Origin of the sequence: Variovorax rhizosphaerae (genome assembly GCF_037889975.1) — a bacterium.
Lineage (GTDB): Bacteria > Pseudomonadota > Gammaproteobacteria > Burkholderiales > Burkholderiaceae_C > Variovorax > Variovorax rhizosphaerae.
Genome location: NZ_JBBKZT010000001.1, coordinates 491,053 through 506,007, shown reverse-complemented (window position 1 = coordinate 506,007; position 14,955 = coordinate 491,053). Strand labels below are relative to the sequence as shown.

7 protein-coding genes are annotated in these 14,955 nt (G+C 67.1%); 3 read left to right on the top strand and 4 right to left on the bottom strand.

What is annotated here, in order from left to right:
• Window positions 1-15: 15 nt before the first annotated feature.
• The 3 genes from secD to WKW82_RS02215 form a co-directional block, all read right to left on the bottom strand.
• Window positions 16-1,890, bottom strand: coding sequence for a protein translocase subunit SecD (secD, locus tag WKW82_RS02225; RefSeq protein WP_340340612.1), 1,875 nt, complete (start codon window positions 1,888-1,890; stop codon window positions 16-18).
• A 72-nt stretch (window positions 1,891-1,962) separates the two neighbouring features.
• Complete coding sequence (gene yajC, locus WKW82_RS02220; protein ID WP_340340611.1) at window positions 1,963-2,307, bottom strand: preprotein translocase subunit YajC; 345 nt, start codon at window positions 2,305-2,307, stop codon at window positions 1,963-1,965.
• Window positions 2,308-2,704: 397 nt separating this feature from the next.
• Entirely contained in the window at window positions 2,705-6,310 is a 3,606-nt protein-coding gene (locus tag WKW82_RS02215) for an indolepyruvate ferredoxin oxidoreductase family protein (RefSeq protein WP_340340610.1), read from the bottom strand.
• A 174-nt stretch (window positions 6,311-6,484) separates the two neighbouring features.
• On the opposite strand from WKW82_RS02215, the gene WKW82_RS02210 reads away from it, so the two are divergent.
• Window positions 6,485-6,970, top strand: coding sequence for an Lrp/AsnC family transcriptional regulator (locus WKW82_RS02210; RefSeq protein ID WP_340340609.1), 486 nt, complete (start codon window positions 6,485-6,487; stop codon window positions 6,968-6,970).
• Window positions 6,971-7,389: 419 nt separating this feature from the next.
• Here the strand turns inward: WKW82_RS02210 and moaC are convergent, their stop codons facing one another.
• The gene (gene moaC, locus WKW82_RS02205; RefSeq protein ID WP_340340608.1) at window positions 7,390-7,911 is read right to left on the bottom strand and encodes a cyclic pyranopterin monophosphate synthase MoaC; all 522 of its coding nucleotides are present in this window, start codon (window positions 7,909-7,911) and stop codon (window positions 7,390-7,392) included.
• 54 nt (window positions 7,912-7,965) lie between these two features.
• On the opposite strand from moaC, the gene WKW82_RS02200 reads away from it, so the two are divergent.
• Entirely contained in the window at window positions 7,966-9,546 is a 1,581-nt protein-coding gene (locus WKW82_RS02200; RefSeq protein ID WP_340340607.1) for a M48 family metalloprotease, read from the top strand.
• A 249-nt stretch (window positions 9,547-9,795) separates the two neighbouring features.
• On the top strand, window positions 9,796-14,871 hold the full coding sequence (locus WKW82_RS02195) for an amino acid adenylation domain-containing protein (RefSeq protein WP_340340606.1): 5,076 nt from the start codon (window positions 9,796-9,798) through the stop codon (window positions 14,869-14,871).
• The last annotated feature ends 84 nt before the right edge of the window (window positions 14,872-14,955 follow it).

The window sequence follows — 14,955 nt, the reverse complement described above, 5'->3', positions numbered from 1 at the left end:
CGCAGGGTCCTGTTCTTATTCGGCCACGGCCGTGCCGTCGGTCTTGGGGCGCCACACGGTGCCGATGGAGACGGTCTTGAGCTTCTTCTTGCGGCCGTACCAGAAGTTCACCAGGCCGCGCGAGAAGAACACGGCCGAGAACATCGAGGTGACGATGCCGATGCAATGCACCACCGCGAAACCGCGCACCGGGCCGGAGCCGAAGGCCAGCAAGGCGACGCCGGCGATGAGCGTGGTCACGTTGGAGTCCAGGATGGTGCCCCAGGCACGGTCGTAGCCGGCATGGATGGCCGCCTGTGGCGCGGCGCCATTGCGCAGCTCCTCGCGCACGCGCTCGTTGATCAGCACGTTGGAGTCGATCGCGACGCCGATGGCCAGCGCCATGGCCGCGATGCCGGGCAAGGTGAGCGTGGCCTGCAGGATGGACAGTACGGCCACCAGCAACAGCAGGTTGACCGCCAGTGCGATCGACGAGAACACGCCGAACAGCGCGTAGTAGATGCACATGAACACCATGATCGCGGCAAAGCCGTACATCACGCTGTCGAAGCCCTTGGCAATGTTGTCGGCGCCAAGACTCGGGCCGATGGTGCGTTCCTGGATGATTTCCATGGGCGCGGCCAGCGAGCCGGCGCGCAGCAGCAGCGCCAGGTTGTTGGCATCGACCGAACTCATCGCACCGGAGATGCTGAAGTGCGTGCCCAGTTCACCGCGGATCGTCGCGACCGAGATCGCCTGCCCCTTGCCCTTCTCGAAGAGCAGGATGGCCATCAGCTTGCCGATGTTCTCGCGGCTGGTGTCGCGCATGATGCGGCCGCCCTTGGCGTCCAGGTCGAGCGACACGTTGGGCTGGTTCTGCTGCTGGTCCAGGCCAGCCTTGGCATCGGTCAGGTTCTCGCCGGTCACCAGCACCTGCTTCTTGACGATCACCGGTTGGCCGCTGATGTCGGGGAACTTCTCGGAGCCGAAGGGCACCGGGCCGCCGGTCTTGGCGGCGCGCGCCTCGGCGCTCTCGTCGACCATGCGCATCTCGAGCGTGGCGGTGCGGCCCAGGATGTCCTTGGCACGCCCCGGGTCCTGCACGCCGGGCAGTTGCACCACGATGCGGTCGATGCCCTGCTGCTGGATCACCGGCTCGGCCACGCCGAGTTCGTTGATGCGGTTGTGCAGGGTGGTGACGTTCTGCTTGAGCGCCTCGCCCTGGATGCGGACGGCGGCCTCGGGCCGGAACCGGGCCGTCAACAGGTAGTCGTCGCCCTCGCGGCTGTCGGTGGTAATGAGATCGGGCTGCTGGTCCTGGAACAGGCGCTTGGCGGCCTCCAGCGCGGTCGCGTCGCGCGCGCGCACTTCCACGGTCTGGCCATTGCGGCTGACCGACGCGCCGCGCACAGTCTTGTCGCGCAGCGCCGAGCGAACATCGCCGGCAATCGTCTCGGCCCGCTTGTCGAGCACGCCCTTCATGTCGACCTGCAGCAGGAAGTCCACGCCGCCGCGCAGGTCCAGGCCCAGGTACATCGGGTAGGCGTGCAGTGCCGTGAGCCAGTTCGGCGAACGCGACACCAGGTTCAGCGCGACCACGTACGCCGGGTCTTCCGCATTCGGCACGAACGCATGCTGCAGGGCATCGCGCGCCTTCAACTGGTCATCGGTGGTCGTGAAGCGCACACGCACGGCCGATGCGTCGAGCGTCAACAGGTCGGCCTTCAGGCCGGCGGTCTTGAGCGCCTCCTCGACGCGGGCCTGGGTCGTCGCGTCGATCTTGGCGGTCGACTTGGCGGGCGACACCTGCACGGCAGGCGCCTCGCCGAAGAAATTGGGCAGTGCGTAGATCAGCCCCAACAGGAGCACGATCACGATGACGGTGTACTTCCAGACCGGATATCGATTCATGGCGGGAGGTTGAGCGTTGGAAGTTCGGCTTGGCGCAAGGGTTGCCGGGGGCTGCCCCCGGCCGGCGAACGATTACTTGATCGCGCCTTTGGGCAGCACCTGGATCACGGCGCTGCGCTGGATCTTGATCTCGACGCCGTTGGCGACTTCAAGGCCGAGGTACTGGTCGCCGATCGACGTGATCTTGCCGAGCACGCCGCCACCGGTGACGACTTCATCGCCCTTGGCCAGTGCCTCGATCATGGCGCGGGCTTCCTTCGCGCGCTTCTGCTGCGGGCGGATGATGACGAAGTAGAAGACGGCAAAGATTGCAATCATCATGGGCAATTGCAGGCCGCCGAACGCAGACAACATGTCGCCGCCGGCAGCAGGGGCGGGAGCAGCGGCGGTCTGGGCAAAGGCAGAGGAAATGAACAAGGGAGTCTCCAGCAGAGGGTGTTGTCAGGAACGCAGGCGAGGCCCGCAAAAAGTCGCGGCGACCGCGGGGTGCGGCCATGCGGCGCAGGACCATGCCCGCGCGCAAGCACCGGGGATTGTATTCGTGGGGGCAATCGCCGTTGCCGGCTAATCCGGCGCTGGGAACGGGGCTTTGAAAGCGGCGCGCGAAGGGGCTGCGCTGCGACTCAAGTGATGGCGGGCAATGACTGTTCGTGGACACCTGCAGAACCGGCTTCGCCGCCGGCCCGCCGGGTGCGCCCACTGCTGGAGGGGCTGAAGGCGCGGCTCCAGGCCTGCTTGAGGGGACTGGGACGGCCCGCAAGAGCGGCCGCCCCGGCGCCGCAGGCGCATTCGGGGGCAGGCTTCTTTTCTTTTTTCAGGCCGCGGCGCGGGACGCCTGCGGCTGGCGCCACTGCGTCATGAGCGCCGCCCAGCGCGTGCGCGCCGCTGCCAGGTTGCGGTCCTTCACATGACCGTAGCCACGGATCTGCTCCGGCAGCGCGGCGATTTCCAGCGCCGTGGCATGGTTGGCGGCGGTCAGGCCGGACATCACTTCCTCGATGCTCGCCTTGTATTCGCCGATCAGTGCGCGCTCGGTCTTGCGCTCCTCGGTGCGGCCGAAGACGTCGAGCGCGGTGCCGCGCAGGCCCTTGAGTGCGGCCAGCAGCTTGAAGCCGGTCAGCATCCCGGGGCCGAACTTCTTCTTCTGCAACTCGCCCTTCGAATTCTTCTTCGCGGTGAGCGGCGGCGCCAGGTGGTAGTTGAGCTTGAAGTCGCCTTCGAACATGCCGTTGACGCGGTCCAGGAAGCTTTGGTCGGTGTGCAGGCGCGCGACCTCGTACTCGTCCTTGTAGGCCATCAGCTTGAACAGGTAACGTGCCACGGCCTCGGTCAGCGTGTTCTTGCCGACCCGCGCCGTCTCGACCTGTTGCACGCGGCCGACGAAGGCCTTGTACTGCTCGGCATAGGCGGCGTTCTGGTACGCCGTCAGGAACTCCACACGGCGCTTGACCAGGCTCTCGACCGTTTCGCGCTTCTTGAACTCGATCACCTGACCGGGCGTCACGAGCTTCTGCACGGCGGCAGGGCTGTGCGCGGCACGGCGGCCCCATTCGAAGGCGGTCTTGTTGTTCTCGACGGCCACCGCGTTCAGCTCGATCGCGCGCATCAGCGATTCATGCTCCAGCGGCACCCAACCCTTCTGCCAGGCAAAGCCGAGCAGCATCGGGTTGGCGTAGAGGCTGTCGCCCATCAGCGCGACGGCGGTGGCATCGGCATCGAAGCTGGCCAGGCCATCGGCGCCGACGGCGCGCGCGATTTCATTGGCGCACTCGTCCTGCGGGTTGGTCCAGTTGGCATTGCGCACGAAGGCCGCGGTCGGCGCGCCATGGCTGTTGAGCGCGACGTGCGTGCGGCCTTCTCGCATGCGGGCCAGCGTCTCGCCGTTGACGGCCACCAGCGGGTCGGCTGCAAGGATCAGGTCGGCCGCGGCCGTGCCCACGCGCGTCGTGCGGATCGCGTCCTGCGATTCGCCGATCAGCACATGGCTCCAGGTGGCGCCGCCCTTCTGCGCGAGGCCGGCCGCGTCCTGCGTGACGATGCCCTTGCCCTCGATGTGAGAGGCCATGCCGAGCAGCTGGCCGATGGTGATGACGCCAGTGCCGCCGACGCCGGCCACCACCACGCCCCACACCTGGCCTTCATTGAGCAGCGGCAAGACGGGTTCGGCCATCTCGCCCATCTCGAAGGGCGAGTTGGCCTTGCCCTTCGACTTCTTCTTGAGCTGGCCGCCTTCGACCGTGACGAAGCTCGGGCAGAAGCCCTTGAGGCAGCTCATGTCCTTGTTGCAGCTGCTCTGGTTGATGGTGCGCTTGCGGCCGAATTCGGTTTCCAGCGGCTCCACGCTCAGGCAATTGCTCTGCACGCCGCAGTCGCCGCAGCCTTCGCAGACCAGTTCGTTGATGACCACGCGCTTGGCCGGATCGACGGCCGTGCCCCGCTTGCGGCGGCGGCGCTTCTCGGTGGCGCAGGTCTGGTCGTAGATGATGGCGGTGGTGCCCTTGATCTCGCGGAACTCGCGCTGGATGTCGTCGAGCAGGTCGCGGTGCTTCACTTCGACATGGTCGCCCGGTACGCTGACGCCCTGGTACTTCTCTGGTTCGTCGGTGACGATGACGACCTTCTTCGCGCCTTCGGCATGCATGCTCTCGGCGATCTGCAGCACCGAATGACCCTCGGGCCGCTCGCCGACCTGCTGGCCGCCGGTCATCGCGACCGCGTCGTTGTAGAGGATCTTGTAGGTGATGTTCACGCCGGCCGCGATGCTTTGGCGGATCGCGAGCAGGCCGCTGTGGAAGTAGGTGCCGTCGCCGAGGTTGGCGAAGATGTGCTGGTCTGTCGTGAAAGGCTGCTGGCCGACCCATGGCACGCCCTCGCCGCCCATCTGCGTGAAGCCGATGGTGGAGCGGTCCATCCAGGTGGCCATAAAGTGGCAGCCGATGCCGCCCATGGCGCGCGAGCCTTCGGGCACGACGGTGCTGGTGTTGTGCGGGCAGCCCGAGCAGAACCAGGGCTGGCGACCATCTTTCACGCCACCGACCTGCAGCACTTCCATCGAGCGCTCCTTGGCTTCGAGGATCGCCAGTTGCGCGTCGATGCGCGCGACCATGTCGCTGCCGGCCTGTTCGAGCAAGCCGGTCTTCTTCAGGCGTTGCGCGATGGCCTTGGCGATCAGTGCCGGGTTCAGGTCGGCATTGGCGCGCAGCAGCGTGTGCGAGGTCGGGTTGGGCATCGACCATTCGCCGCCCGAGTAACCCTCGGCCGCATGCACTTCGCCTTCGTCGTACTTGCCGACCACGTTGGGCCGCACGTCCGAGCGCCAGTTGTAGAGCTCTTCCTTGAGCTGGTATTCGATGACCTGGCGCTTCTCCTCGACCACCAGGATTTCCTGCAGGCCGGTGGCGAAGTCACGCGTGAGTTGCGCTTCCAGCGGCCACACCACGGCCACCTTGTGCAGGCGGATGCCGAGCTGGCGGCAGGCGTCGTCGTCGAGGCCGAGGTCGATCAGCGCCTGGCGCGTGTCGTTGAAGGCCTTGCCGCTGGCCATGATGCCGAAGCGATCGTTCGGGCCTTCGATGACGTTGTGGTTGAGCCGGTTGGCGCGGATGTAGGCCAGCGCGGCGTACCACTTGTAGTGCATCAAGCGGGCTTCCTGTTCCAGCGCATGGTCGGGCCAACGGATGTGCAGGCCACCGGGCGGCATCTGGAAGTCGGTGGGCGTGATGATCTCGACGCGCTCGGGGTCGATCATGGCGGTGGCGCTGGACTCGACGATCTCCTGGATCGTCTTCATGCCGGACCACACACCAGAGAAGCGGCTCATCGCGAAGGCATGGATGCCGAGGTCCAGGATTTCCTGCACGTTGGTCGGGAAGAACACCGGCGTGCCGCAGGCCTTGAAGATGTGGTCGCTCTGGTGCGCGGCGGTCGAGCTCTTGGAGATGTGGTCGTCACCGGCCACCGCGATGACGCCGCCGAACTCTGTCGTGCCGGCCATGTTGGCGTGCTTGAAGACATCGGAGCAGCGGTCCACGCCCGGGCCCTTGCCGTACCAGATGCCGAAGACGCCGTCGAACTTGTTGGTGCCCTGGGGCGAGAAGCCCAGTTGCTGCGTGCCCCATAGCGCGGTGGCGGCCAACTCTTCATTGACGCCCGGCTGGAACACGATGTTCTGCGCCTTCAGGTACTTGCTGGCCTTCCACAGGGCCTGGTCATAGCCGCCGAGCGGTGAGCCGCGGTAGCCGCTGATGAAGCCGGCCGTGTTCTTGCCGTTGTGCTGGTCACGCAGGCGTTGCAGCATGGGCAGCTTGACGAGGGCCTGGACGCCGCTCATGAAGGCGCGCCCATAGTCGAGCGAATACTTGTCGTCGAGCGTGACGGTTTCGAGTGCCTTGCGAATGTGCTCGGGAAGCGGGGCGTTCATGTGTCGGTCTCCGGTGGCTTTGCCTCGTGGGCGTGGCTGAAAAGGTGTTTTGAACCCTTGTAGGGCGCTCCCCAATAGTGACGCAAAGTGTATGCCCGAGCTTCCGACAGGTGCTTGCGTTCTCTGCCTCGCAAACCCGCGTTCCAGAAAGGATCTTTCTTAAAATGCGTGCGTATGGAAAGCATTGACAAGTTCGACCTCGCCATCCTGCAAGAACTGCAGGCCGATGGGCGCCTCACCAACGCCGAACTGGCACAACGCGTGGGGCTGTCCGCCGCGCCATGCTGGCGCCGGGTGCGGGCGCTGGAGGAGGCCGGATTCATCAAGGGCTATCACGCCGAGATCGACCGCCACAAGATCGGGCTGGGCGTTTTCGCTTTCGTGCGTGTCGATACGGAACGGGTGCAGGGCGATGCCACGCGCAAGCTGGAGGACGCGATCCGGAAGATGCCGGAAGTGGTGGCCTGCCACTACATCAGCGGCACCGGCACCTTCGAGTTGCAGGTGGTGGCGCAGGACCTCGACACCTTCTCGGCGTTCGCTCGCGAGCACCTGATGAACCTGCCAAACGTGAAGGACCTGCACACCAGCTTTTCGCTGGGTGAAGTCAAGGCCAGCAGCGCCTTGCCGCTTGCGCACCTGGCGTCGCCGCGACGCTGACAGGTTGACGGCGCGTAGTCGAACTGGTGGAGGTCCATCTATCCGGCCCGACCGCTGAGCCAGTTGACCTGGCAAGCCACTTCATCCTCATGGGAGCCCGTGACCACGGCGTTGGCTGCGCAGGCATCAGGTCAAGACCAAGCATGCGGCCGAAGCAGGCGGCGCGGGCGTTGCGCACCAGGGATTTGTCCGCATGGTTGGCCAGCAACGCCCGGTTCTTGCTGGCCGGCCGGCCGAGCAGCGCCGCCTTCCTTGCCCAGCTTGAGCGGTGGGGCTTCCTGGGCATTCATTCCCCGGTGCCGCGGCCGCGAATGTCGGTGGCGATCATCGTGTCGGCGTCGCCGAGCGGCGGAGTAGCGGAAGTATCCGTGCGCCTTCTTCAGGAACAGCAGGCCGGTGAGTTGCTCCAGGTAGTCGCCTTAGCCCCCGCCGCCGTCGCGCAGCGCCTGGCCGAAGACTGCAGTGAAACTGCCCGACTTGCCCCCGTGTTTCTCCAGCACCCGCACGCCGCTGATCGTCATGCCACGGTCCACCGCCTTGCACATGTCGTAGATCGTCAGTAACGCCACCTGCACGGCGGTCAACGCCTCCATCTCCACGCCCGTCGGCCCGACCGTCTCCACCGTCGCGCTGCAGACCACGTGCGGCGGCAGTCCACCCTCGGCCGAATGGCTGGTGAACCCCACTGCCACGCGAGTCAACGCCAAGGGATGGCACAGCGGGATCAAATCGCTGGTCTTCTTGGCTGCCTGGATGCCCGCAATCCGCGCCACGCCCAGCACATCCCCCTTCTTCGCGCTCCCCGATTCGATCAGCGCCAGCGTGCTCGTCAGCATTTCGATGCGCCCGGTGGCGACGGCAATACGGTGGGTCGCGGCCTTGCCGGCCACGTCGACCATGTGGGCCTGACCCTCGCTGTCAAAGTGTGTAAGGGAACTCATGAGTGAACATTCGGTGCGGTCGCGCATCATACGAGGCCGACTCAACAACCAGGAATGCTGAGGTTGACTTCCATTTCCAGCTCAAAACGGGGTGTCGTGCCCGTCCTGCGGGCGTTCTGCGCCTCCTTATTGATCGCGTGCCAGACCGTCATGCCGCCGGTGGCGGCGGCCCAGGCGCAGGGCTTGCCCGGCATGGGCGACGGCGAAATGACCCCCAGCGCCGAGCGCCAACTGGGCGACAGCATCTCGCGCCAGATCTATCGCGACAACGACTACCTCGACGATCCGGTGCTGGTCGAGTACCTCCAGGACATCTGGCAGAAGCTGTTGGCCGCCGCCCGCGTGCGCGGTGAACTCTCGCCTGACCTCGACGAACGCTTCGCCTGGACGATCCTGCTGGGCCGCGACCGCGACATCAACGCCTTTGCCCTGCCCGGCGGCTACATGGGCGTCAACACCGGCCTGATCGCCGTCGTCGGCAGCCGCGACGAGATGGCCACCGTGCTCGGCCACGAGCTGTCGCACATCACGCAGCGCCACATCTCGCGCATGATCAGCCGCGACGCGCGCAACATGCCGCTGCTGATCGCGGCCATGGTGCTCGGCATGCTGGCCGCGGCCAAGAGCAACAGCCGCAGCGGCGCCGATGTCGGCCAGGCCGTGGCGATGGGCGGCCAGGCGGCTGCGATGCAGAGCCAGCTCAACTTCTCTCGCGACATGGAGCGCGAGGCTGACCGCATCGGCTTCAGCGTGATGACGCAGGCCGGCTACGCACCCCAGGGCGCCGCCGCGATGTTCGAGAAGCTGCAATACGCCTCCCGCCTCAACGACAACGCTTCCTATCCCTACCTGCGCAGCCACCCGCTGACCACCGAGCGGATCGCCGACATGCAGGGCCGCGCCCAGTTCAGGCCCGGCGCCGAAGCCGAGATGCCACTGGTGATGGACCAAGCCATGATCTCGTCGCGCGCGCGTGTGATCTCGCGTCCGGGGGTCGACATCCTGCGGGTCTGGATTCAGTCCATCAACACCGGTGAATTTGCCAAGAGCCCGCCCGCGCAGCAGGCCGGCATGCTCTACGCGGCGGCGCTGGCTGCCAATTCGCTGAAGGACTTCGGCACCGCGCGCGACATGGCTGCGCGGTTGCGCGAGCGCACGGTCGGCAACGCGCCGGCGTCCCGCCTGGCCCGGCTGCTGTCCGCCGAGATCGAACTCTCCGCCGGCCAGCCCGGACGCGCCGCCCCGTTCCTCGATGCCAAGGCCCGGGACCGTCCCGAAATGATGTTGTCCGCGCAAGCCGCCGTCGCCACCCGCAACCCGGCACCCATGATCCCGCCACTGCGCGACTGGGTCGCCACGCATCCACGCGATGCCACCGCGTGGCGCGCCCTCGGCACGCTCTACAACGCCCAGGACGAGCCGCTGCGCGCAATCCGGGCCGACGCGGAAGCCAACGTCGCCATTCTTGACTACGTCGCCGCGCGCGACCGTTTCAAGGCCGCCCAGGACCTCGTACGTCAACCCGGCACCGGCCCGGTGGATCACTATGAGGCCTCCATCATCGATACGCGGGCCCGGGAGGTCGACCAATTGTTGCGGGAGCAAATGGCCGAGGAGAAGAAGGCGCAGCGGTGACCTGCGTCACGATTCAGGGGAAACATCGGGTACGGGCAGGCGGGCTGCGGCGCTAACATAGCCGCTGGAACTTTTTGCTACGCCGTTCCTGCTCGCCCTGCTGTCACGGGGCGGCCGGATCGAGTTTCCCGTGTTTTGAACCAAGCGACCTATTCAGGGAGGACCGCGCAACGCGCGGTCACGTGCCGCACCCTCGCGGCACTTTTCGAATCGCGATGCACCGAAGGCGGTGCCCGCGAGGCGTATGCCGTGGTGCGCGACGACATGATCCTGTCCGACACCGTGAGCTTCGCCGAACTGGGCGAACGGTGCCGTGGCTTGGCGCGGCGCCTGACCAAGGTCACGCGTCCCGGCGACCGCGTCTTGCTCGCATTGCCCACCGGACTGGATTTCGCCTGTGCTTTCTGGGCCTGCATGCTGGCGGGACGCGTGGCTGTCCCGGTGCCTGCGCCAGATCCGATCCGGTGGCGCCGCGCCGCGCCACGGCTGCGCGGCATCATTGAAGACGCCGGCGCGAGCCTGGTCCTGATCGCCGAATCCATGCGCCAGGCTGCAACAGATCTCGTGGGTGCGCACGGCACCACAGGCGTGCGCTGGCTCACGCCTGCCGAGCTGCAGGCCCTCGAGCCAGGCGTGCTTGTCGATGCAATCGTGGGCCCCGATACGCTGGCCTACCTCCAATACACCTCGGGTTCGACCTCGGCGCCTCGCGGCGTGTGCCTCAGCCATGCCAACGCGCTGGCCAATGCACGCGCGCTGACCACGGCGGTCGCCGTGCAGCGACACAGTCGGCTGCTCACCGGGCTGCCGCAGTTCCACGACTTCGGCCTGATGTTCGGCCTGCTCGCACCCATGATGGTCGGGGCCAGCAGTTGGCTGATGTCCCCATTGACCTTCCTGCGCCGTCCGCTGCGTTGGCTCGACGCCATCGCCGAGTTCGGCATCACGCACAGCGGCGCACCGGATTCCGCCTACGCCGCCTGCCTGCGCCAGTTGGCGGGCCAGCCCTATGCCCGCGATCTTTCCGGGGTGGTGTCGTTCAGTTGCGGCGCCGAGCCAGTTCGCGTGGCCACCATGCAAGACTTCCTGCACGCCTGCGCGCCCGCCGGATTGCGCCCCGAGGCGTTTTCCGCGGCCTTCGGCCTCGCGGAGGCGGTGCTCGGGGTGACGATCAGCACCCCCAAGCAATCGCCGCGGGTGCTCGGCGTCGACGCGGCGGCCTTGCGATCGCACCGCGTCCGGCACCAGGCCATCGACGATTCTTCCTGCCTGTCACTCGTCAGTTGCGGGGCGCCGCTGCAGGACACCGAAGTGGCAATCGTCGACACCGACACCGGCGCGCGCTGTCCCAGCGACGCGGTCGGCGAGATCTGGGTGCGATCGCCCAGCGTCGGCGCAAGGTACTGGCGGCAGGAGGCGTCGTCGCGGGCCACATTCGGGGCCGTGTTGCCGGATGGCTCGGGGCCTTGGTTGCGCACCGGCGACCTCGGCTTTGTCGACGGCGGCGAACTCTTCGTCACCGGCCGCCTCAAGGATCTCATCATCATCCACGGCGAGAACCACTATCCACAGGATCTCGAGCAAACCGCGGAAGAAGCGCAGCCCGCCCTGCGGGCCGGCTTCGGCGCCGCCTTCAGTGTGGACAACGGGCAGGGCGAGGTCGTGGTGCTGTTGCTCGAGATGGAGCGCCGCACGGAGCCGACCGACGCCGCCGCCATCGCGCGCTCGGTGCGCCGCGTCGTGGCACTGGCCCACGAAGTGCCAGTCGATACCGTGGCCGTGGTGCGGGCTGGCGCCTTGCCGCGCACTTCCAGCGGCAAGATCCAGCGCAGGGCGTGCCGCAGCGCATGGCTCGCCGGCGAACTCGACATCCTGGCGCGTGATACGCAAGCGCCAGACGCACGGCATGTGCCACCGCGCGACGCGGCCGAGCAGGCTGTGTGGGACATCTGGCAAGAGGTGCTCGGCACCCGCGCGTTCGGCGTGCACGAGCACTTCGCCGAATTGGGGGGCACCTCGCTGACCATGTCACAGGTTGCATCGCGCCTGCAGGATCGCCTGGGCGTGGTGCTTCCATTGCAGGCGCTGTTCGAGCAGCCCACCGTCGCCATGCTGGCCGGCCGGGTGGCCGAGGCCCTGCGCGACGATCCGCCACGGGCGGCGGAAGCGCCGATCGCGCGGATCCGGCGCGGCCAGCCGCTGCCTGCTTCGCTGTCGCAACGACGGATGTGGATCATCCAGCAGTTCAATCCTGCTTCCGTGGCCTACAACGTGCCGGTCTCGCTCAGGCTGCGGGGTCCGCTCGACCGCGAGCTGTTGCAGCGCGTGATCGATCACCTGATCGAGCGTCACGAGGGTTTGCGCACGCATTTCGAGATGCAAGGCCCGGAGCCCGTCCAGTTCATCACCCCCAGCCTCAAGCGCGACATCGAATACATCCCGCTCCAGGCGTCGCATCCTGCTCAGCGCATGGCACAGGCGCGCGCCCTGCTGCGCGAGCGAGTGGCCACGCCCTTCGACCTCGCGCAGCCGCCGCTGCACCGCGCCACGCTCTTGGGTCTGGAAGACGATGACCATGTCTTCCTGTGGCTCATGCACCATGCCATCACCGACAACTGGTCGATGGCGATCTTGATGCGCGAAGTGCTGGCGCTCTATTCCGCCTGGCTCGGCGGCCGCGAGCCGCGCCTCGTGGCATTGCCCGTGGAATACGCCGACTACGCCGCCTGGCAACGCGCACCCCAATCGGTGCGGCACCGCAAGCACCAGATGGGGTACTGGATCGAGCGCCTGCGCGGCCTCCAGGCCATGCAGTTGCCGACCGACTTCTCGCGGCCGGCGTTCTCGGGCTTTCATGGCGCCAAAGTCACGGCGGTCCTGCCAACGCGGTTGAGCGAGGATCTCCGGAGCTTTTGCACGCGCCATGCAGTGACGCCTTACATGGTCCTGCTCGCTGCCTTCAAGCTCATGCTCTCGCGCCAGGCCGGCAGCACCGACATCGCCGTCGGCACGCCCATCGCCAACCGCCACCACCTCGCCACCGAGCAACTGGTCGGCACGCTGGTCAACACGCTGGTCATGCGGACCGACCTGTCGGGCGACCCGGAGTTCTCTCGGCTGGTGCTGCGCGTTCGAGAGACCGCATTGGGCGCCTATGCGCACCAAGACGCGCCCTTCGACGAACTGGTGGAGGCGCTGGGGCAGGGGGGCGTCGCGCAGCCCGACGGCCTCGTGCGCGTCCTGTTCAACGTGCTCAATGCGCCCCTCGGACAGCTTGAGCCGGTGCCCTTCGCCTACGAGGAATTCGAACTGGAACGCACCGCCTCGCAGTTCGACTTCTCCCTGCACATCGACACCGAATTCGCGCACCGCATCCACCTCGAATACTCGACCGATCTGTATGCCGCCGTGACCGCCGAGCGCATGCTGGAGAACTACGTCGCGCTGGTCGGGCAGGTGTTGCTGGACCCCGAGCGACCGCTGTCGACCTATTCGATCGTGGCCCCTGCCCAACTGGCGCTGCTGCGCAACAACTGGAACGCCACGCAACTCGCCCCGCCGGCGGAGCAACTGGTGCATCGCCACCTGCGCACGGCCAATTCGGCACTGCGCGACACGGTCGCAGTTGTGGACGCGTCAGGCCTGCGCTTGGGCTATGCGGAGCTGGAGGCAGGCTCCAATGCACTGGCGCGCGTGCTGCGCGCTCGCGGCATCGCCCGCGGCCATCGCGTCGGCTTGTGCCTGCCGCGCGACGCGGGCATGTTGGTGGCGATGCTCGGGGTGCTGAAGTCCGGCGCGGCCTACGTTCCGCTGGATCCGGCATTCCCGGTCAGCCGCCTGGCCTACATGGCCGACGATGCGGAACTGTCGGTCATCCTGGTTCCGCCAGACCTGTCCGCCCCCTTCCGCGACGTTGATGTGCCGCTGATCGACCCGCGTGAGCGCGCGCTGACCGCAGCCGCATCGACAACCGCGCTGGCCGCCGACCCCGAGCGTGATGCGCGCCCGCTCGACGCCGCCTACATCATCTACACCTCCGGCTCCACCGGCCAGCCCAAGGGCGTCGCATTGCCGCACCGGGCGGTGGTCAACTTTCTCGCGTCGATGGCGCGGTCGCCGGGGCTGTTGCCGAGTGATCGCCTGCTCGCGGTGACCACCCTTTCGTTCGACATCGCTGTGCTGGAGCTGTTGCTGCCGCTGGCCGTCGGCGCCCAGGTCATCGTGGCCGGCCGCGAACAGGTCGGGGACCCGACGCAACTTCGCCAGTTGCTGGAGCGCCACGAAGCCACCGTCATGCAAGCCACACCATCGGCCTGGCGCGCCCTGCTCGACACGGGTTGGGCAGGTGGGCCCGGCTTTCGCGCGCTGATCGGCGGCGAGGCGCTCCAGCCCGCGCTGGCCGAACAACTCATGGAGCGTTGCACTTCGCTGTGGAACATGTACGGCCCGACCGAAACGACCGTGTGGTCGACCTGCTGGCAGGTACAGACACCGAGCCAGGGCATCGCCATCGGCCGGCCGATTGCCAACACCTCGGTCTGGGTGCTGGACCCCCAGGGCCACCCGTGCCCGCCAGGCGTACCGGGCGAGGCCTGCATCGGCGGCCTGGGCGTGGCGCTCGGCTACCACCGGCGCGACGAACTGACGGCGAGCCGTTTCGTGCCGGATCCTTGGAGCGACGAGCCCGGCGCGCGCCTCTACCGCACCGGCGACCTGGCGCGCTGGCGGCATGACGGGATGCTCGAGCACCTGGGGCGACTCGATCATCAGGTCAAGGTGCGCGGCTATCGGATCGAACTGGGCGAGATCGAAGTCGCGCTGTCCAAGCATCCTTCGGTGGCCGACAACGTGGTCGTCACGCACACCGAAGGCGCGGACGATGTCCGGCTCGTGGCCTATTGCGTCGCGCGTACGCAGCTGCTCGATCCAGCGGTGCTGCGGGAGCATCTGCGCACGCGCCTGCCCGGCTACATGCTGCCGCAGCACATCGTGCGGCTGGAGACGTTGCCCCTGCTGCCGAACGGCAAGATCGATCGCCAGGCACTGCCGCGTCCGATCGGGGACTTCCTGCGCGAGCCGCAGCAACGCGTGGCGCGCCCGAGCACGACTGAGGAAATCGTCATCGCGCAGATCTGGTCCAAGCTGCTGGGTGCGGACGACATTTCGCCCGTCGACAACTTCTTCGACCTCGGCGGCCATTCGTTGCTGGCCATGCGCGCCGTGGTCAACATCCGTGAGCGCCTGGGCTGGAAAGTGGCGCCCGACCGTCTGATCTACGAGACGCTCGGCCAGATCGCGCGCAAGGAAAACCTGTCCGTGAATTGAGGTGGCGCGCCACTCGAAGCCTCTTTGCAGGCACCCGCGAGCCGGCCTTGCCGAGCCTTCGGTTGCGCACCTTTGAGGGGGTGG

Excerpts from the sequence above, each read along its gene's own strand:
- WKW82_RS02210 (WP_340340609.1), top strand. The coding sequence starts at position 6,485 with ATGGAAAGCATTGACAAGTTCGACCTCGCCATCCTGCAAGAACTGCAG.
- WKW82_RS02200 (WP_340340607.1), top strand. The coding sequence starts at position 7,966 with ATGCTGAGGTTGACTTCCATTTCCAGCTCAAAACGGGGTGTCGTGCCC.
- secD (WP_340340612.1), bottom strand. The coding sequence starts at position 1,890 with ATGAATCGATATCCGGTCTGGAAGTACACCGTCATCGTGATCGTGCTC.
- moaC (WP_340340608.1), bottom strand. The coding sequence starts at position 7,911 with ATGAGTTCCCTTACACACTTTGACAGCGAGGGTCAGGCCCACATGGTC.
- WKW82_RS02215 (WP_340340610.1), bottom strand. The coding sequence starts at position 6,310 with ATGAACGCCCCGCTTCCCGAGCACATTCGCAAGGCACTCGAAACCGTC.